Annotated in this window: 17 protein-coding genes; 10 read left to right on the top strand and 7 right to left on the bottom strand. The window is 31.0% G+C overall.

The window, feature by feature from the left end:
- Positions 1-113: 113 nt before the first annotated feature.
- From AEQU1_RS16130 to AEQU1_RS16120, 3 genes are all read right to left on the bottom strand, one after another.
- Positions 114-584, bottom strand: a complete 471-nt coding sequence (locus tag AEQU1_RS16130) for a paraquat-inducible protein A (RefSeq protein WP_111882748.1) — start codon at positions 582-584, stop codon at positions 114-116.
- Positions 574-1,080 carry a DUF6565 domain-containing protein gene (locus AEQU1_RS16125; RefSeq protein ID WP_146743770.1) on the bottom strand — a complete coding sequence of 169 codons (507 nt, stop codon included), beginning with the start codon at positions 1,078-1,080 and terminating at the stop codon, positions 574-576. The genes AEQU1_RS16130 and AEQU1_RS16125 overlap by 11 nt, the downstream gene beginning before the upstream one ends.
- A gap of 138 nt (positions 1,081-1,218) precedes the next feature.
- A complete protein-coding gene (locus tag AEQU1_RS16120) occupies positions 1,219-2,331 on the bottom strand; it encodes a hypothetical protein (protein ID WP_111882745.1) in 1,113 nt (370 codons plus the stop codon).
- An 832-nt stretch (positions 2,332-3,163) separates the two neighbouring features.
- On the opposite strand from AEQU1_RS16120, the gene AEQU1_RS16115 reads away from it, so the two are divergent.
- The 8 genes from AEQU1_RS16115 (at position 3,164) to AEQU1_RS16080 (ending at position 14,873) form a co-directional block, all read left to right on the top strand.
- The gene (locus AEQU1_RS16115; protein ID WP_111882743.1) at positions 3,164-4,813 is read left to right on the top strand and encodes a hypothetical protein; all 1,650 of its coding nucleotides are present in this window, start codon (positions 3,164-3,166) and stop codon (positions 4,811-4,813) included.
- Positions 4,814-4,836: 23 nt separating this feature from the next.
- Complete coding sequence (locus AEQU1_RS16110; protein ID WP_111882741.1) at positions 4,837-5,286, top strand: hypothetical protein; 450 nt, start codon at positions 4,837-4,839, stop codon at positions 5,284-5,286.
- A 12-nt stretch (positions 5,287-5,298) separates the two neighbouring features.
- A complete protein-coding gene (locus AEQU1_RS16105; RefSeq protein WP_146743769.1) occupies positions 5,299-6,924 on the top strand; it encodes a hypothetical protein in 1,626 nt (541 codons plus the stop codon).
- Between the two features lie 21 nt (positions 6,925-6,945).
- Positions 6,946-10,803, top strand: a complete 3,858-nt coding sequence (locus AEQU1_RS16100) for a hypothetical protein (RefSeq protein ID WP_111882738.1) — start codon at positions 6,946-6,948, stop codon at positions 10,801-10,803.
- Positions 10,804-12,291 (top strand): hypothetical protein, encoded by a 1,488-nt coding sequence (locus AEQU1_RS16095; RefSeq protein WP_181566801.1) that lies wholly within the window; start codon positions 10,804-10,806, stop codon positions 12,289-12,291.
- 72 nt (positions 12,292-12,363) lie between these two features.
- Positions 12,364-12,930: a TerD family protein gene (locus tag AEQU1_RS16090; RefSeq protein WP_111882735.1), complete on the top strand. Its 567-nt coding sequence runs from the start codon at positions 12,364-12,366 to the stop codon at positions 12,928-12,930.
- A gap of 24 nt (positions 12,931-12,954) precedes the next feature.
- On the top strand, positions 12,955-13,620 hold the full coding sequence (locus AEQU1_RS16085; protein WP_111882733.1) for a TerD family protein: 666 nt from the start codon (positions 12,955-12,957) through the stop codon (positions 13,618-13,620).
- Positions 13,621-13,622: 2 nt separating this feature from the next.
- Positions 13,623-14,873, top strand: coding sequence for a hypothetical protein (locus AEQU1_RS16080; RefSeq protein ID WP_111882732.1), 1,251 nt, complete (start codon positions 13,623-13,625; stop codon positions 14,871-14,873).
- A 78-nt stretch (positions 14,874-14,951) separates the two neighbouring features.
- Here AEQU1_RS16080 and AEQU1_RS16075 read toward each other — a convergent pair whose 3' ends face one another.
- Positions 14,952-16,121, bottom strand: a complete 1,170-nt coding sequence (locus AEQU1_RS16075; protein ID WP_111882730.1) for a sodium:calcium antiporter — start codon at positions 16,119-16,121, stop codon at positions 14,952-14,954.
- A 299-nt stretch (positions 16,122-16,420) separates the two neighbouring features.
- Positions 16,421-16,801, bottom strand: a complete 381-nt coding sequence (locus tag AEQU1_RS16070; protein ID WP_111882728.1) for a TerB family tellurite resistance protein — start codon at positions 16,799-16,801, stop codon at positions 16,421-16,423.
- A gap of 645 nt (positions 16,802-17,446) precedes the next feature.
- Between AEQU1_RS16070 and AEQU1_RS16065 the strand changes: the two genes are divergently transcribed.
- Together AEQU1_RS16065 and AEQU1_RS16060 are read left to right on the top strand one after the other, a co-directional pair.
- Positions 17,447-18,247 carry a hypothetical protein gene (locus AEQU1_RS16065; RefSeq protein WP_111882727.1) on the top strand — a complete coding sequence of 267 codons (801 nt, stop codon included), beginning with the start codon at positions 17,447-17,449 and terminating at the stop codon, positions 18,245-18,247.
- Positions 18,248-18,653: 406 nt separating this feature from the next.
- Positions 18,654-19,082, top strand: coding sequence for a hypothetical protein (locus AEQU1_RS16060; protein ID WP_111882725.1), 429 nt, complete (start codon positions 18,654-18,656; stop codon positions 19,080-19,082).
- A 611-nt stretch (positions 19,083-19,693) separates the two neighbouring features.
- Here the strand turns inward: AEQU1_RS16060 and AEQU1_RS16055 are convergent.
- On the bottom strand, positions 19,694-20,758 hold the full coding sequence (locus AEQU1_RS16055) for a toll/interleukin-1 receptor domain-containing protein (RefSeq protein WP_111882724.1): 1,065 nt from the start codon (positions 20,756-20,758) through the stop codon (positions 19,694-19,696).
- 101 nt (positions 20,759-20,859) lie between these two features.
- Entirely contained in the window at positions 20,860-21,501 is a 642-nt protein-coding gene (locus AEQU1_RS16050; protein WP_111882722.1) for a toll/interleukin-1 receptor domain-containing protein, read from the bottom strand.
- Positions 21,502-21,548: the final 47 nt, after the last annotated feature.

Below are 21,548 nucleotides of genomic sequence, written 5' to 3'. Positions count from 1 at the left end.
TTAATGAAGATGTTTGAAGGTTGTCTATTAATTCACTCCGTATTTTTTTCTTATAATATCACTAACCTTTTAACATATTATTACACCAAATATTCCAAAAGCAAGAGGTATTGTTAGTCTCGATGGTAATAATCCATGACTGCCACAGTAATCATTCTAGTTATAATTGAAAGTGTTATAAAAGTTGTTCCAATTTGAAGTTTCATAACAATGAGATTGGAATCCATTTTGAAATTTAATAGCAATAATGCCACTAAAAAAACATCAAGCATACTCCATTTATCTAAGGAATGAAGAATATGGCTAATTTTTTTTGGTACGGCATAAAAAATTAGATTTCTATTCAATAATTCTAAAAATTTTATAATTGGTAATATTATTGTAAATAAAAATATAATAGCTGCCAATAAGTAGTCATTATTTTTATAAAATATTTTAACAGAATCAAATAATTTAATTTCTTGATATTTTAGTATAACCCCAAACACTTGTTGTTTTGTTACTAGAAGAGGGTATGTAAGTCCAAGAATAAAAAAAATTATTGAAAATGATAGAAATAAAGTTATAATATATTTAATCCTCATCTTGTAGGTTAGCTTCGTTTAATTCTTTTAAAATATCATCAAATGCTTTGGAAGCTTCACTCCCAAATTTATCCGCTTGGTTTTTAAGATTTTCGATATCTGCTTCCATTTCATTATCGGAGTAGTATTTTAATTGCTCTTTTAGTTTATCATAATCTTTTTTATTAAAAAGATTAATTAACGCAGATGCATCTTCTTTATATCTAAAAAAATTGTATTGAATTGCATATTTTTTCAGTAGCATTTTTTCTTGAAAAGTTAAATCCTCTTGATATTCATCATATAAATCTCCAGAATAATTTTCATATTCTTCATCCATTTCAATCCACTCCTCTTCTGTATATTCATTAGTATCACTACTAATCTCGCTGATAAAATCTTTATAATTATCTAAATAAGATTCTTTAGATTGAGAAGAACAAGAATTTAATAATACTAAAAGAGATAGTAATGATATTTTACAAAATAGATCAATAATGTAGTTTCTTTTTACCATAACATTCATTTTTCTAATAATTAATTTTTAAAATAATCTTTATTATTTCAAATATATAAATTACAATAAGGTAATATCTATCTGGTTAAAAATTATTATTTTAAAATACATATTCATACTTAATTTCTCTTAATTTATTTATTTCTTGAGAGAATTAAATAAATTTACTTTTTGATTATAAATTTCATTGGAATTAACTGTTAGGGTATTTAGATTATTATAATTTTTGACAAATTTGTTATAAAGCTTATTAATCTTCATACAATCCTCATATATGGACTCAGGTACTGTTCCTCCGCATCCTTTCTCGGTAATGACTATTTTAAGGGAATCTAACACATGGTTCATTGAAGATTGTTCATCTTGTAATGAATCATTTTTTAGCGCTAACATTTGCATTTGTTCTAATAGGTTTTTGCCTTTTATTGATGTTGAAAGATATTCTTCTCCATACATTTTAGTTAGCTTGCTATAAAATAGCTTTAAATTATTAAACTCATTATATGTATTATCTCCGTTTTCCTTAGGTAATATTACATTAGGAGCTTCGTCTATTTTTATTCCACCAACTAATTCTGTCGGAATTTCTCCGATTGGAATTATTGCTGTAGATTCTATATAAATGTACCCTGAATTATAAGAATCTTCATTTTCATCAACTTTTAATCCAACAGACATGTGTTTTGCTTTGTCATAAGAAAAAAGACAGACATCATATCCCTCGAGAATAAAAAGTTTACATAAAAGAACTGATTTATCTGAACAGTCACCCTTATTAAGATAAAGTGTTTCATATGGGTATTTTTGAGGTTCCGCAATTTCATAGGGTAAGGACTGAACGAAGGAAGTTATTAATTGAACCATGTCATAATCATTACCAATATTTCTATTTCTTAAAGATTCTAAAATACCTTCTAGAAGGGCGAGGTCATTATCATCATTAAGAAAGATATTATAAAATTCTTCAGTAGCATTCTCAGGTTGTTCATCAGTATAATATTGTAAATTTCTTTCAGCATTATTAAAATGATTTAGAATGTCATTTTCGAATGATAACTCTAGTGAGTATTTCATTTTATACAATTCGAATTTTAAAATTTTATCCACATCTCCTTTTTCTCCTTGAAAAGTAATCGCTTCTGTTTCTTCCTTCAGTGGTAGATCAGGGTTAAATTCGACAGTTTTACCATTATCTAAACAACTTGTTAGCGTAATGAAAATTAAAATAATAAAGATTTTTACAAAACGCATATATAAAACCTTTTTTCAAAACTATGAAATATCATTAAGATTCTTATTTGCATAGATATAACTTTAACCAAAGAATTATGCAATTTTGGATCAATAGTTCCAAAAATCAAAACAAATCTAAAATAACTTCCTAAGAAAACTTTACGGAAAACCGTAATCAAGTTATTTATTTTTTTAAAGGAGTGAAGGAGCATTTCAAGGCATGTATCACGGCTATAATCATTTGTTTGGGTAGGTAAAAATTATTTTTTGAAGAGATCAAGAACCCAATTTCTAATAAAATCATGTTCTCATCAAAAACCGAATGATTTTCACGAGAATTTCTGCAATAATTTTCTTTTTAGTAAAATTGGTTCAGTTTTGAGGATAGAAAGAAATTTTTTCCTAGGACAGAAGATTTTTATTCCAATTTACGGTTTCCCGTAAAATTGTGTGGAATTCGTTTTTTAAATTTGGAGATTGAATTAAAAAAAATTTAAAGTTGGGTGATTTGGATTTGTATAAAACAAATTAACCAACCCCGAAAATTTCCTTCTTATGGTTTATTATAATATGATAGATAATAATATGAATTATACTAAATCAAGTAATTACTTAAATCACTAATTTTTGAGTTTAAAAATTGTCTACAATTAATCCATCAAAAAAAAATTATCCTAATAAAACTTCTATGAAAGAGTGGTTTATCATTAAAATTTAGATGTATATCATATTTATTGGAAATAGTCATTAGATTTTATATTTTAAATTGTTAAATTTAACGCCACAATATGTTAACAAAATATTAAAATTCTAAAAAATTATTTTATAACTAACCATAATTACTGTTCAAATGAGATTTAAATTATTTATTCCATTAAGAAATATTATACGGATCTTTTCTTTATTTGTTATATGTCTTGTAATCACTAATTGTGCTTCAAGTTCAGATGAATGCCCCAATAAATCATTAGATGATATTGTTGAAACTAAAATTATCGAGCAATATCATTCAGAATTTTTTCCAGATGAAAATGTATCTAATAGTAATGATAGAGTTGGTGTATATGTAGATTTTAGTGATGGAATAACCAAGTTTTGTTTAAATAATGAAAATAACAAAAATGTTTACAAAAAGTTTTTTGCTAGTATTTCTAATTTAAACAATAGTACTGATTATTTTGAGCTAAGTAATGATTCTTTAATACAGTATCCCAAAAATAATATAGTAGACTATTTTCAAGGTAGTGGTTTTAAAACTGCTGATGGAAAATACAAGATAGGGGCTCCTATTGATAAGGCTATTAATAAGATTGTTGATAGTGATAATGTGGGTGTATTAATTACCGATGGAGAGTTATACGACAAAAGGGTAGGTGCGGTAAGTAAGGAGATGTGGGCGAGTAAAGCATTTGCTAAATGGTTTAAGAAGGGAAATAAAATAGAGATAGTATATACCGATTTTATTGAAAATAATAATGGTAAAGAATATAAGAAACATATGTACATTATGTTCTTTATACCAAATAATTCTGAAAATAAAATATTAGAAAATTATTTGGCAGATTTAAAAGCAGATAACCTTGACTATAAAACATTGTCTTTTTCTACTAATATTTCGAATATGTATGTTAGAGAATATAAGAATGCACAAACACCAGGAGCTGATAAATATTTAGAGTATTTTACAGAAACGGAGGCATATTACCCATCTCCTAAAAGAGCATTTGAATTTATTGATTTTTCAGTAGCTCCCTTTAGTCTTAATGATGATGGGTTGGTTTATTATCTAAGAGATTCGGGTGATGAAAATGGTAAGAAAAAAAATTACCCATTACTTGATAAATTATTTTTCCGTTTTGACATGCTAAATAATTATGATGTTAATAAAATTAAAATTGTGGTGCACGACATTAATGATGATTTTAATAATTTTAAAAGAAACCTATTAGCAAAAGAAAACCCACCAAGCTTGGTAAAAAATTCAAATGGGAAAGATAGTTTAACAGTTGAAAATTATTTAGTTTTTGATTGCTTGACGACCATTGATGAAGAGGAGCCTTACAATATTATTAACAAGAGTCAACAAGATACTATTAACAACTTTAGGTCTATTTTAAGTAATGATTTTGTGTATGCTAAAAAAACTTTCGATATTTCAGATTTAGGAGTTCAGGATTTTCTTTTTCTTGACCAAACCGCTGGGGAAGTAAACCAAGCCAACGACTCAGGTAAATATGAAATAGTACTAAAATTTAATGACCAATTAAATGAAAATACTAAAGGACTTAATAATGATCGACCAAATCTATTTAGAGTAGATATAATTTTAGAAGAAGCTGTTGTTGAAGATATGGATGAAACTGCCTTAACTTGGGATAAAATTGATAATTCTGGTAAAGATGAAGCATTGTATCTTTCATTAAAAAACACCATGAAAGATAATATTCCAAAAGGCGTAATTTATAGTTACTACCTAAAATTTGGACCATTTAATCAATAATTTTAATCACAAATAAAATAAAAATGAAAAAAACAATTACTTCGATGTCACTTTTAGCTTTGCTTAATACAACTATAGCATCAGCAGCCTCTAACACTATCAATTTAAAAGATGTGCCAGCTAAAATAACAGAAACATATATAGTTGCATTAATTTTTATAGTCTTCTTTATTGCTTTGGCTATACTTATTGCTAATCTCATAAAATTTCAAGGAGGCACAAATCCAAAAGACCCAGGAAAAAGGAGAGTGTGGTTTTGGATTTTAGCAATTTTAGCACCTTTAACTTTTTATTTATATAATTTCTTTTTGGTAATTCCCAACGTAAAAACTGGTCCTGCACTAAATAAATTTTCAATGCATCCACCAATAGCTTCAGGGGTCGTATTGGTCGTTTATATTATCTTAGGTTTTGTATTAGCTAAAATGATGAGTAGAGGAAAAGTCGGTAATTGGTTTCCTTCAAAAAGATAAATAATAAAAATTATGGCGAGTACAGATAAATATTTTGTTATTGCAATTGGAGGCACAGGGATGAGATGCTTAGAGGCGTTTACCCATATGTCTGCAATGGGTTTATTCGATTCAAAGGAAATTGATATTTTAACTTTGGATACAGATCAGACAAATGGTAACAAACAAAGAGCTGAAGAGCTTATAGGTCTTTATAATAGAATTAAAACAACCCCCGGGAAAATTGGGGGCTCACCAAATACTGATACTTTTTTTAGCGCAAAGTTAAATTTGTATCGGTTTTGGACGGATTACAATAATCCCGCGAGAACAAGATTTAAAAATATAACTAAACTAAATTCAGTAGATTCTGATAATAAATTATTGTCTGATTTATTTTTGGAGGATAGTGTTCAAGATTTCAATTTAGCACACGGTTATAGAGCTCAAACCCATTTAGGCTCTTATTTAATGTATCATGCTATAGTTGAAGCAGCCCGAAACTTGCAGACAGGAAAGGATTTGAAATCTGAAGAAGAAGAATTTGGAGTGTTTTTCAACAAAATTTTTACTGCTGGTGCTGATGCAAAAATATTTGTTTTCGGTTCTATTTTTGGCGGAACAGGAGCCTCCTCTATCCCTGTCTTGCCCAAAGCTTTAAATGATGCCATTAAAATTCGAGATAAAAACATGAGTCTTCATAAAGACGCTAAATTTGGGGCAACATTATTAACAGAATATTTTTCATTCAAAAAGCCTGATGCTGCTCAAAAGGCAAACAAAGATAATAGCATAATTGCAGATAGTTCATTCTTCACACTAAATAGTCAAGCAGCACTTCAATTCTATCAGGGAGATCCAACTGTACAAAGAACCTATAAGAAGATGTACCATATTGGTTGGCCAATAGATTCTGAAGACTTTTCTAAAGATAAAAATGATAAAAAAACCGTTACAGGTGGAGGAGAACAAAGAAACCCTGGTCATATAACAGAGTTTTTATGTGCTTGTGCAGCTTTTGATTTTTTTAATAATGATAAAGGAATGGATGTTGTTAAAGCTGAATATTTATATAAAGCTGTACATTATAAAGATGGTAAATTAGATTTTAATTTCAATGATTTTATAGGTGATGGAGAAAATGGTAAATTATTTGCGCGAAAATTTGGAGCATTTGTTTCTTTTATGCATTTGGCACAGACTATAAACAAAGGTGCTGAGGGTGATAATGGAGTACAAGGGTTCTTAAATAGGTTAGAATCACAAAGTATATTAGATTATAAATCAATAGAAGAGCAATATACGCAGGATCTTAATAGATATCTTGAATATTTTGGTTATACAATTGAGAATAATATGTTTATTCCTGGTTGGCTTTATCAATTGAAAAATACTATAAGTGGTAAATTTGTTTTGGATGATAAAGCATATACTAGAAATTTAAAGGAATTAGATAAAAAATTTGATGCTGGTAAAATATTCACTGAAAAAGAATATCATTGGAAGACAACTGTATTTGGTGATTCTTATGATCCTTTTGTGAAAACACTATTAGATATAGATACCAAGCCTAAAGTTGAAGAACAAAAAGTTTCAGAAACAAATGAGAAATTTTTGGCTCATGTTTATAATGCTATAAAAAAATCTCAAAAAATTTAATTAATTTTTTAAAAACAAATTATGTCTTTAACATCACTTGTAATAAAATCTAAATCTAACCCACCTGCTGCAGAGTACACTTGGGAGAAGATAGGAAACATAGAAACTTTTACTAAAGAAATAATTACACCAGCAATTGGTGGTGAAAATGAAGGGTCTGGTAATGTCGGTTCAATAATTTCTGGTGTTCCTACTATCTATGCAAGAGCAAACATGTTTAGAAATGCTATTGATAATGTAGTAGATAAGGACATGACTGGAAGTGGGTTAATTCATTTTTATAAATATTTAATTGATGAGTGGAGAGGTTTAATTACCTGTATTGCTTTAAATCATGAAAAAATAGAAGTTAAAAGAATAAGTTTAACTTATTCTGATAAAAAATCTACAGAAAATACTGAAAATATATATGAACCTAAAGGTTCTTTCGGAAATATGCTTTTTGAAAGAAAACCCCTTTGGTCAAATCCTAATGAAATAGATTCTACTCCATATATTGATATACTTTTATATACGAAGTCAAACGGAAAACAAATTGTAGTAGGTGGTACTACACCTGATAGTTTCTTATTCACTTCTGTTGCTTATGATATTTCTGGAGAAAGTTCTATATATGTAAAAGAGGAAAAAAATGAAGGGAATGTTGTTGGTAAATTTACAGATCCCTTAAAAAGATCCATAGACCCTCAAAGTTTAAATAAATTAAAAAGCTATGTAAATCATATTGCAAGAGGTACAAATAAATTTAAAGAATTCTTCTCTAAAGTAACTATTCCTTTTGAATTTGAGAATGTAATTGGAAATTTGACAACTTGGGTTTCAGAAATGGACAAATATGCCATTGATAAAGGTTATACGTCATCAATAACCGAAGATATACCTCAAGTGAGTAATTTTAAAACTCCTTATAATATTTTATTCAATTATTCTACAAATCTTGCAGGATTTAATGGAGTTATTTATGCCGAGGATGCACCTGAAGATGCTATTGAATTTAATCCAAATGAATTATTATTACCTGAAGATACTGCTATTGCCTGTGTAGATGATGATGGAAACCCTAATTTTTTACAAAATAGACCATTATTACTATTGAAGGCAGATGTTAAAAGTGAGCCTAATGAAATTAGACATTTCATGTTGCCTTTATCACCAAAAGGAATAAAAATTTTCGGGAATAGATTAAGTACTGTTCTAGGCATTAACAACGCAGCTGATATTAAAACTAGAATTACTGCTACATACGATCCAAGTACATCAAATTTAACTGTAAAACTTAATTTATTCTCTCAAACAAGTCATTTAGGAGAAATTAAAAAAGTTTACAAAACAACTGCTGATGATATTTTTGGCAAGGATATTTTATTATGGCCAAATTTTGTAAGTAAAAAATGGAAGAAATATTTTTTATATTCAGAAATGCCACATAATAGTTCTAATTGGCAGGCTATTCCGTTTTGTGGAAATTTAGAAACACAAAATTTTGATGTCATTATGAGTGTCGATGATCCTGAAATTCCAGCATTAATAGCAAAGGGAGGGAAAGAGACAGATATGAAATCGGCACATCTGAAAGTTGAATTATCCAGAAACGTTGATGGTACAAATTATGAATATGAAATATTTGAAAGTAAAAATCCATTTAAAGGTTTTCAAATGTTACATCAAAACAAATTAGTTGGTTATGCTATGATTGAATATGGAAATTCATCCAATGATTATTTACAAATAATAGATGATTTAGAAAATCTAGATGAAGCGCATTTAGGGGTAGATTTTGGAAGTACGAATAGTGCAATTGCTTACAGAAAGGGCGTTGCGGGTGAGGCCATAGGATTTACATTCAATAACAGAAGAGTTTCACTTTTGGATTCGGATGAAAAAGATAATACTATTAAACCTGCAGGGGAAGATGAAATATTTTTCTTTCAAAATGATGAAATAGAGAGCAATCAAATTAAATCTATTTTATCCTTACATGATACGAGAAGAATGAAAGATGATAATGGGCAAGGTAATTTATCTGCACTTGCCTCAGAGTATGTTAAAGGGGGCTTTCCTTGTTTTGAAAAAAACCTACCTATTGAAGATAGTACCGACTCAACTTATATTTTGAACTTTGGAGATGCTAAAGGTAGTATTGGTCAGTCAACTTTAATACACAACATGAAATGGTCTGGAAATGGAGATAATAATGATATGGAAGAATCACGAAGAAAAGCATATTTAAGTTCCTTATTGTTACAGGTGTATGCTGATCTTTTTGCTAAAAAACTATATCCGTCTTCATTAAAGTGGTCATATCCTTCGGCAATGGGTCAAAATTTAATAGATTCATATACTCAGATTTGGAGTGGATTAGAAGTTGTAAATCCTTTGATTGAAGGTCATAATCTTAAAGTAAAAAAAGGGGTAGGTAATTTTGATATTAAATCAGATGGAAATGGCTGGAGTAAAGCATCAGATGGTGTTGATAAACAGATTAACACAGAAATATCAGATGATACTGGATGGGGAAGTGTTACAGAATCAGGAGATTGGGGAGAATCAGTAAGCAAAAAAACACAATCTGAACAAAATCTGGGAGGATGGGCGGATGAGAAAATAAAAATAGCTAAAATTGAAGATATACTCATTGATGATAATCCAATTACATTTGATTTTCAAGAGATTGATGATGATTATGCAATGACAGAGTCTTGTGCAGTTGCAAATTTCTTAGCACAAAAAAAAACCGTTAGCACAGAAACAAATACATTAACAATTTGCTTTGATATTGGAGGTAGTACAACTGATATCTTAGTATTAGGACAAATGAAGGGACCAGCAGGAATTGGTTTATCTATGGTCAAACAAAGTTCAATTCGTTTTGCTGCACAACGTGTTGCTCAAGCTACCAAACACTCTCCAAATTTCAAAACGGTATTAATAGAACTTTTAGATAAAAAAGGCATTAAACTAGAGGGTATTAATAAAGGAGCAAATAAATATACCGAAAATACTGCTCCTTATTATTTTGAGCAATTAGTAGATAGATTAACTGATAATGAATTTGATGAGTTTTACAGATTACTTGGAGCAAAGTGTAAAGAGATGGTTTCGGTAAATGTTTATATAACAGGTCTTATTGTTTATTATGCTGGTCAAATTGCCAAGAAAGTGAAGTTAGAGATTGACAAATCACCAAATAGAACAACCGATTGGAGCAGTCCTAAGATTCAGATCCAGTTTACAGGGAAAGGGTCAAGAATTATGGATTGGTTAAAAGCAATAAATCCGCAGGCTGATAAGAAGTATTATATGGATATGTTTATTAATGGGTTTGGTGGAATGGAGGCGGCTAAACAACATTTAGGAGGCCCTCCAATCTTTCAAAGTAGAGATAATGAAAATCTATCTTCTGATGTGAAATATGAGGTAGCTAAAGGATTGGCATCAACAACTGGTAAATTATACATTCCAAAAACTGATGAAAAACCACTTGAAGTAATTGGTGAAGATGGCTTTGAATTGATTTCTTCATCAGGACAAAGTACTAAACTTAATTCAGAGTCATCTATTAATGCTTTACTGATGGAAAATATAGGAAAATTGTTTTTGCTTAGACCAGAGAATAGTCAGAAACCTTGTCCTAAGTTTATGCAATTTGCACATCTGTATTTTCAATTAGCTACAAATTATCTTGGCTTAAAAGCTACTCAACAAGATTTCATGAATGGATTTCAAAGCATGAATATTTCAGATTATATTCAACAAATGCCTGAATTTAAAGTGGCGCAGAGAAATCCCAAAGGGTTTGATTTTGTAGCGCCTATAATAATTTTAGAAGGGATGCAGTTTTTTGAAAATGTTATTTTAAAAAAGATAGCCCAAAAATAGATGAATTTTGATATTGCTATATATATAAGTAGAAATAATTTGTCTTTTTATTTTAGTCAAAATAAAGGAGAATATAAGATTTATGAATTTGAAAATGAACCAGTAATACCTTTATACTTTTATTGTGAAGAGTCAGATTTTAAAATTGGTCATTCCGCAAAGCTAAAATTTGAAAGGTCATTTACAAAAACATATTTTGATTATTTTAAATTAATAAAAGATATTGATTCATCATTTAAATTTTACAGTAAAGAAAAAAAATACAAGGATCTACTTTTATTGGGTATTGAATATCTAATTAATAATTTCCTTAAAGAAGTTTTAATGTCATCAAATAATGTTGCTGATATTCGTGAAAAAATAAATTTGAATCTAGTTTTCGCAAGTGATATTATGCAAAATGAGATTAATTTCGTAGGAGATTTATTTATAGCCGCGAACTATAAGAATCTTAAACTTATCTACTTGAACTATTTATTAATTAATTATTTAGATAAATACAGAAGGATTGGGGCGTATAAAGATATTCAAGGAAAAATTGGAGCATATAAGGGATATCTTCTGATTGATGGTTTAGATAATAATCTTTATATTGATTTTTATAATGAGCTTAGTTCCAAAACGCCTAAATTCAATAAAATTGGTAAAGATCTAGCTAATGATCCAAAAAATAGAATTATTGCTAAAATACTTTTTGATTTAGCCGTGCTTAAATCAGGCTCTTTAGTAAATGAGAAAAATGAATTAATTAGGTTACTTCCTTTAGCGAAAAAGTATAGTAATACTACTAAATCTGAACCCCTTATAACTGTTGAACTTTCTGATGGAAGTATTGAGAAGGTTAGGCTAAAAATGAAAAAAGTAAAAGAGGTACTTTCCTATGAAGCTAATTTCACTAAAGATTTCGATTTAGTTAAAGAGTGCGAACAAAATGCTAAGGTTGCAAATTTAGATTTACTTGTAGTATTTAAAAAAACAGTAACTTCTTTAAATTTCCTAGATAAAATCAAATCTCATTATAATAACGTTTATCATTGTAATGAAGAGATTGAAGAAATATTTGAATTATTTATTTCATCACCGGATATAATAAGTATTGGAGATTTTTCAACTAAAAAAGATTTAAACAGAAAAGAGACTTCTATCTCAACAGCATCTTTGAAATCAGGAGAAACAAGTGGTGAAAATCAAACATCCAAATTGTCCGATCAAAAACTTAAAGTTTCTGAGCCCTCTATAATAGACAAAAAAAAATCGGATTCATTTGTGATTTCAACGCCAAAACGGCCGCCACCGCCTCCTCCAATGAAGGTTAATGGAAATAAAACATTAGAAACCAATGAAAATTCAAAACCAAAACCACCGCCACCGCCTCCTCCACCAATAAGGGTTAATGATAATAAAACTTCGGAGCCCAAAGCGATTTCAAAACCAAAACCGCCACCGCCACCACCTCTATTGAGGTCAAGTAAAAAAAAAACGAAATAAATATTCGATGAGAATTTAAATATTAATTAAAATAAAACATTTAAATATTATTCCAATTTAAAAAATAGAGTTATGAGTATAAATTTAGTTAAAAGTCAATCAATCGACTTAACAAAAAAAAATCCGGGTTTAAAAAATCTGCACATTGGACTAGGCTGGGACGCAACCGATGCTAATGGAAATGAAATTGACTGTGATGTTTCAGTATTTATGATAGATGAAAATAATAAAATACCCGGAGACGGCTATTTTATTTTTTACAACAATTTAAAAAGTAGTGATGGTTCTACTATTCATCAAGGTGATAATAGAACAGGCGAGGGAGATGGGGATGATGAAGAAATAAAATTGGACCTTAGTAAAGTTGATTCTAAGGTTCTACAAATGATTTTTGTTGTAACCATTCATGAAGCAGATTCAAATAATCAAGACTTTTCAATGGTTAAAAATGCTTTTATAAGAATTCTTGATGATGCTAGCGGAAATGAATTGTGTAATTATAATTTATCAGAAGATTTTACAGGCTCAGATTCCGTACAGATTGGGAGAGTATACAATTATGAAAATGAATGGCATTTTGAAGCTATGGGTGATGGATTTTCAGGTGGTTTAGGAACACTATTATCAATGTACAATTAATACTAATTTTAAAACAATATAGTTATGAGTGGATTTAATTTATCAAAAGGGAGTTCTTTTAATCTATCAAAAGCAGCTCCAGGATTAAAAATAGCAGGTGTAGGATTAGGTTGGGATGCCAATGAAGATCAAGGTGGTCCTATTTTTGACCTTGACGTATCTGCATTTTTGTTAGGAGAAAACGGTCAAATTCCTGAAATGACGGACTTAGTGTTTTATGGTTCAGAATTAACCACAAAATATGAAGGTGAAGATGATGAAAGACCTTATTCTACTGATGGATCTGTCTTAGGAGCCATTGATCAAATCGGTGGTGGGGAGGATAATGATAGTGATGATGGTGATGACGAAGAAGATATGAGAATTTATTTTGACCGTGTAGCTAATAATATTAAAGAGATTTTAGTAGTTGTAACTATTACAAAATTCCCTAATGATGAATTAAAAGATCGAAGGACTTTAGATCTCGATTTTAGTAAAGTTGAAGGCTGTTATGTTAGGGTATGGGATGAATCTACAGATAAGGAATTATGCCGATACACTCTAAGTGAATCTTTCGGGAAAGAAGATGCTGTTGAATTTGGGAAATTTGTTAGAGATGCTTCTGGAGAATGGAATTTTACGGCTATTGGACAAGGCTATGAAGGAGGCCTTCCTAAATTTATTTCTAAATATGCTAAAAGATTTTAATTATGAATAAAAAAAAATTTAATCTATCCAAAGGAGAATCACCCTCACCAGAAAATAAAGGTTCATTTAACTTAGCAAAAGGAGAGTCTTCTCCATTTGAAAAAAAGGAAAGTTTTAACATTGCTAAGGGTGAAAATTCAGCTTCATTAGAAAATGATGATTCAATTGATATAGCAAAAGTAGATACTTCTTCAACTTCATTAGGAAAAAAGGAATCATCAAATATTTCCAAAAAAGATGCTTCTTCTTCTAATGAAAAAAGTAAAGTAATGCCATACTTACTAGTAGCTGGTTTTGGAATTATAGCATTATTAATTTATATATTCTACCCTTTTAATGGACCAAATGCTGTTGTTAAGCCTGCTGCTGATAATTTGGCTGATGTAAATACCGCAATTATTGATTCTGATAATGATGGAGTTTCTGATATTAAAGAAAAAGAATTAGGAACAAATCCTGAGAATTCTGATAGTGACGGTGATGGTCAGTCTGATGGAGCAGAAGTAGCTTCAGGATCTGACCCTACAGATGCTACTAGTATTTATAAAGATACTGATAATGATGGATTAAGTGATGAGTTTGAAATAGCGAATAATTTAAATCCTAATGATGTTACTGATGGGAATGCAGATAATGATGGCGATGGTTTGTCTAATTTAAACGAAATGATTGCAGGCTCTGATCTAAATATAGCAGATAGTGATGGTGATGGGCAGTCTGATGGGGCAGAAGTAGCCTTAGGTTCTAATCCTACAGGTGCAAACAGTACATTTAAAGATAGTGATAATGATGGATTAAGTGATGAGTTTGAAATAGCGAATAATTTAAATCCAAATGATGCCATTGATGGTAATGCAGATACTGATGGTGATGGCCTATCCAATTTAGATGAAATGATATCAGGCTCTGATTTAAATAAAGCTGATAACACTGTTAAAAGTCAGTTGAATGAAGAAGTAGTTGTTTCTGAGTCTAACCCATCAGAAGATACTAATAAGTTAAATAGCAATAAAAAAGATGGAATAACTAATACATCTGAACCAAAAAAGCAAACTTCTAATTCAATGTCAAATTCCGATTCTTCTATAAAACAATCTTCGGGTAATTTAGCTCAAGGCAGTATTGAAGAAAAAGTTTTACAAGTTATTAGAGGTAATTTTGGTAACGGTATTGATAGAAAGAATGCACTTGGAAGCGAATATGCTGTTATTCAAGCCAAAGTGAATGAATTGTTACGGAATAATAATTTGTAGATAAAACACAAGTATATTATACACTTAAGCAAATAAAAAGCGGGGAATTTCCCCGCTTTTTTAGGTTAATTTTTATATTTATTTCCAAAATCTAAAACCATCAACATATTGGTTTATTTGATTTAGCCAAATACTAACTTCATTAGCAGAATCAACATTCATAGAACGTCCAAGAATATATAATGTAAAAACAACGTATATTAATAGTAATAAAAATGCACTAACTCCACCCATTTTGCGTCGTCCAATGTAAATGAAAAAAGCAATCAGGGTTAGAATAAATAATAATATCCGCAATTCCGAGACATTTACAACTGTTTCTGGAGACATCGTAATAGGTCCATAAATAACGGTAAATAGAAATAATGGAAATCCTAACGCAAAACAAACATCAAAAATGTTACTACCAAGTGCATTGGATACTGCATCATCATAATTACCCTTTTGCGCGTCTTTCATAGATAAAATTGTGTCAGGAACACTCGTAGCCGCACTGGCTAGTATTACTGCAATAAAATAAATTGGAATTCCTAAATCATCACCTAACCATTCACAAGACTTTACCAATAATAGGCAAGCGGAACCAATAACAAGCATAGCAGCACACAAAAGAGTCCAAGCTTTTGTTGTATTGATTTCACCCTTTATAAAAATTGGTTCAAGATTAAGTGTGACAAGGTTCAACAATATATTTCCAGAATTTTGTTTTTGATCCTCATCTTCTTCTTCGTCAATATCGGCTTCCTCTGAATTACCTTCTACATTAATGTTCGACTTCATAGAAGTAAGCATATATGTTGCATAAATTGCATATAAGCTCATTAGAATCAATCCATGAACCCAGGTCAAAGTATTCCCTCCAAGAAGGAAAATTAGAACAAATTCACAAATCAAAAGGGAAATTCCATCTCGTAACAGGACTTTTCTGGAAACCACAACTTCTTTAGTCATTCCTTTAAAAATAACTACTAATATTACAACAGCTGGAATAATCATTCCATTAAAAATTGCACTTCCAGCAGTGGTACCAATACCTCCAGCAAATCCATCGCGATTCTTAAGAACGAATAAAAAAAACATTGTCGTAAAAAGTTCTGGCATAGAAGAGCCAATAGCGTTTATTGTTGCACCTCTTACTCCTTCACTCAAGTTACGGCCTAGAAATTCTGACGCTGCTTCAAAACCATCACTTGCTCTCCAAATGATAATACAACACAATGCTATTAGTAAAGTAGAAATTATAATCATATAGTTTTATATTAATTGCCATTTTACATCCATTATATTAGAAGGGGAGATGACAGTTGGGTTTTATAAAATGTTTATATAAAAATTCTTACAAATAACCACTGTTAAATTTAAGAGGTATGTTTTAAACTTATCAAGGATGGTTTATTGACGATGTATTCCAGCAGTTCTTAATATCTATTTTTAAGCGTTATTACTAGAGTCTATAATTCAAAATTACCTAATAAAAAACATTAGTTTGATGATCCATATTATAACTACATAGAAATAAACAATACAAAACGTATAAAGAAGCTAATTTACTTAATGAGTTTCTCAAGAGATTGTGGAAGTGAACCTAAAATAGATTTCAAATTTTTCAAAAGTGCTAGTTCATTTGCATCTATTTGTCCATCTCCTTGGATTTGATTGACCAAATACTTAGCTTCATCTTCATCTATCTCTCCATTTGAAGCATCATCATCTAGTACAAAACTCGATAAAGCCTTCACGAAGAGATCTTGCCAAGAAGAATGATTGTCCTTTCCTGAAACCGCATCATTTAATTCAAACAAAAAATCAGCCTCTTCTTTATCGATTTTTCCATCTGCATAAATTACCTTTTCAATTTCTTTTACTTCGTTTGCGTCTATTACGCCATCTTCTAAAATTTCTCTTTTTAAAACTTCTAATGATTTCATATATATATTATTTTTAAATTTTACTTCTCTATATTAAATTATTATTTATTGTACGTTCAATTCCGATGTTTCAGTTAAAAAATATCCACAACAGATTACTTAAATGTATAGCATACTATTCTTAATATTAACTTTAATGATATTTTATTTGTTTATATTATCTATATAATAGTGTAATTTACAAGTTTTCCAAATATAAAAAAAATATCAATAAAATGTTAAAGAAAAAATTTTAGCCTCTAAAGAATAACACCAATATACACTAATTTGTTTTTTACCTACTCACACACAAAAAAACAAATATAAAATATGCTGTATTAATTTGATTTCGTAAGGAGTTAATAATAAAGCTGATTTTTAGGTTTCAATTTTTATTTAGTAGCTAGTCTTCTTGGAATAGGTCATTAAAATATTATCAATATGATGCATTTTGGCACATTATTTGAAATTCTAAAAAACAATCGCAAGATTTCTTTCCACACAAATCCCTTCCAAAAAATAAAGCGGTAGCAATTTAGGCGCCTATATTGTCTGTCGGTTTACAATGAGAAGATTTCCGCCTTTGCGGGGATGAAGTTTAACCAACCCTCTATTCGTGTTTCCAATTTTGTTGGAACGGTAGGGGGTTATTAATACCTAGAAATCATGGCAAATCAGAAAGGATTTATCAAGTTGAGAGGTTCATTGGGAGGTCTTACCTTCTATGAGAACAAAGGAAAGGATGTTGTGCGCACCACTGGTGGTGTGGAAAAGGACAGAATACTAAAAGAACCTGCCTTTAAGCGTACACGCGAAAACATGTCGGAGTTTGGAGCTTCGGCAATTGTAGGAAAGGCATTGCGAATGGGCTTTGCCAATATCATTAAGAGTATGGCTGGCAACTATATAGTCGGACGGATAACAGGATTGATGAAGCGCATCAATTCTGTGGGGCCAGGCATTCGTGGCCAGAGGGAATTTGAGATCTTGAACAACAAAAGCCTGTTGGAAGGTTTTGAGTTCAACAAAAAAGCACCTTTGGATTCTATATTTTATGCTACGAGCGACCCGCCATCTTTGGATGCAAACAGAAGTGTGGCCACTTGGTTGGTTCCTGATTTTAACACCAGTAATTATATAAATCCGCCCGAAGGTGCTACGCACTTTCGATTGGTACTTGCAGTTACGGTGTTGAGCGATTATGCTTACGCTAACGCAATAAAAGGGTACGAACCCGTTGCTCCCGATGAAAATGAAACCAATGGCATCGCCTTTAGTGCCGAAATACCCATTGGTGGCATGGTTGGTAGCGATACTACACTTAGCGTTGACCTTGGCTTTGCTGCCGCATTGCCTTTGACCGTGGGAGTTGTAACTGCTGTGGGTATTATCTTTTATCAAGAGATCAATACTGCGTTCTATGAACTGGCAAGTGATAATGCTCTGAAAATAGTATTGGTAGGGTAGTGCCCATATCTAAAATGGATATTAACTTAATGGTAGGTTTTTTTGGAAAGAAAACCTGTGTAAGGAAACAGCTTCTTCTTTTAGGGAGCTGTTTCTTTTTTTGTTGACTTTCTTATTTAGAGTTAAAAGCTTGAATTGAATGGGAATGTTTCTTTGGCCTCAGAAAACTTTGGTTAAAACAATAGGGGAGTTGAGCGTTAAGCACTTTAGGGTGTCAGCACTACACATTCTTAATTTGCTAAAAGTTTAATGGCAGTACCAAGCAGTCTTAAAAAGTTCCAATCTTTCCTAAAGTGTAGCGAGCGACCCGTACATTGTTTCCAAAGTATTCTGAAGCCTTGATTTTTTGTTTCTTTTTCATCAAGGAAAAAGAAAGTGCAAGAAACATTTATCTTTACAATCTTAAATGCAAGAGCCAGAATTTCAAATACTAGATTTCGTTATAAATGAACTTGAAAAAATCAAGTTAACAATTACTCCTGATAAAAGTAGAGTAGTGGGTTTAGACTATATTATTACTGCACCAACTGGTAAAATCATTCAATTACATTTACGTTATATCAATCTAGATTCAGATCGAAAAATCAAAATCCAAAAGCAGGACTTAGGAAATATAACAGCTAATCAGTATCTAGGATTGGTTTTGGTAAATGAAAATAAGCCAATATTATTATATGCATTTCCCTCAGAAATTATTTCAAATCCAGATGGAAAAATTTTCTTTAGCAATGATGTGAAATTATTGCCATATCTGAGTAATTGGGAAATCAAGATATTCATAGCCATAATTCCTGAGCTTGCCAAATATGAAGTGAGTAATTTCTACTTGACATAATGTAAATGCTCTAAACAAAAAAATATTCAACAAAAGTACTAAACGAGTAAGTGTAAAGAAATTTATGGATTGGATGGTGCGCTGGAATAAATTTTTTACTCTTACGGGAAGCTTTCCTAAATGTTCCTGAAAACTTTTTACAGCCTGAGCATTCTTAAAAGCACAAAATAATCAGATAGGACGGATGTTTGCTTTTGTGCGGCTGGCTGGAAAGTAACAAATAATAAAACCATTACTGCATAATCTGAAAGAGAAAAATTATTAAACCCAGCACAAGGTGCGCGGCAATTTTACATAGCGTCTAATTATAGAACATACCAACGCGAACTTGAATTCAGACGAAAACCAAAAAGTTTAATGACCCCCAACGGATTTTAAATGAAGCGTATGGAACATTGTGGGATATTTTACATAATATAGAATTATAGCAACATAGCACAAACTTTAATGTGAATTACAGAATAACCTTTTTGTTCTATAATTTATATTATGTAAAATAGAATATTTTGAAACCTATCAATTAGTCCTGCAAATCACTTTATTATTATTTTTAATTAGTCCCCATAACTTCTACCCCCAACTTTTCAGTAAAAAAAATACACTGCTCCAATCTAAATAGCCAAATGTACCCAAACCACATTATTTGAATCCGTTAATACATCCATCACCAAATAAAACCTACCGGGTTGAACATAATAACCTGTGGGCAAATTATTTTGCCATATTTCGTTTTCCATTTTGGGTGAAATAAAATCACCCTGTACTGGTATTGTCAATTCATTACCTTCAAAATATAGTGTTTTGTGAAAATATTGCTCCACGTTTACAATGCCGTATTTTACATACCCATTTTCAGAAAACATATTCTTCATCCGTGTGTAGGCATCATTGTAATACGCATTATTTTTACCGTACATTTTTACGAATTGTATATAAGCTTCAATGTTATTTGTGTTGGTTGCATACGCCCAATCCTGAGCTATCGCCGATTCCTTATTGGTTGGGTTATCCTGGGTTTTTATAATTTGGTTGTTGTATTGACCTTCAGGGGTATCCGTTACTTTTTCATCTGTATTGCTACCTATGGATAGTATTAAAAGCACAGCCAATACTGTTATAACTGCTAAGCTGCTCAGTATATATATCCAAGCATTACTCTTCTTTTTAGGTCTTTGATTGTTTGATAGGTTTGTTTGTACTGGGTTTAAGGGTTGCGCGGGTTCGGGTTTTATGGGTTTTGGTTTAGGTAGCATGGGTAATTCGGCGACGTCTGCCAACTTGTTCGCTACGGTATCATCCAATTTAAGCGCACTAACTAAGCTGTCTATCCCTTTTTTATGTCCTTCCGTAAAGGTGGCGTACTGTAAGCGTCTCAATCGGAATGGTATCTTGCAATCCTCTAAAAGTACTGGGACCACTTTTTTATTTTCTTCCAAGGCATATGATACCTCGTCCATTACATTATTTGACTTTACGGATGATTCTGACAATACAACCAATAATGTATGCGAAGATTTCAGCGCATTTTCTATGCTATTGTCCCACCTATGGCCGGGTTTTATATCCAATTGGTCCAGCCATACTTTTGCGCCCGCTTCGCGAAGACTTTTGGCAAGACTAAATGCAAATTCCGAATCATCCCGGGAATAACTAAAAAATATAGTGTTTTCTGCCATAACTATTTACTTGTGTTATATACGCTAATGTACTGAAAACTTTTGTTTTAACTTGAGGATGAAGCTGTTATCAAAAAAATTAGACTGTAAGTTTTACACCATTAATAATCATAATATCCAGGTTCTGCTGATAAGTAGTAAGCCATAATTATAAAAAATAAGATCGCAATAAGTACTAGAAAAAGACAACCACCCAAAATATAATAGTTAGTAAAGTTTTTCTTTTTGTACGGCATTTGAGGTGGGCGTTGCACATTTTTTGGTTCCTGTGGTGGAACAGTCCGTGATTTGGGAGTTATTGGTGTAGGTTTTGGATTGGGATGTTCTTTTTCCTTTTCCACCAACTTCTTGGCCACTTCTTTCCCTAATTGTAGGGCATCTATAAGCGTTTTTAAACCCGTTTCCCTGTTGTCACTAAAATCTGCATACTGCAATCGGCGTAACCGAAAAGGGATTTCGCAATTTTCCAAGAGTACGGGGACAACATTTTTATGCTCTTCCAGTGCGAACGCAACTTCATCCAATACATTATTTGATTTTACCGAAGAACATGAGAGAATCACCAAAAGCGTGTTTGATTCCTGTAATGCTTTTTCTATTGAACTGTCCCAGCGTGAGCCAGGTTGAATATCCAACTGATCTAACCAAATGGTAGCTCCTGCCTCCCGCAAATCTTTGGCAAGCATCAAAACAAAATCAGAGTCATCCCGCGAATAGCTGAAAAATATTGTGTCTTGAGCCATTTTTTATTGGTTATTGGGTTTCTGTATTTTATAGTATTTTTTAATAT

The organism is Aequorivita sp. CIP111184 (assembly GCF_900489465.1).
Lineage (GTDB): Bacteria > Bacteroidota > Bacteroidia > Flavobacteriales > Flavobacteriaceae > Aequorivita.
Note: the sequence above shows the minus strand (reverse complement) of the source record. Positions and strands in the feature narration are given on the sequence as shown.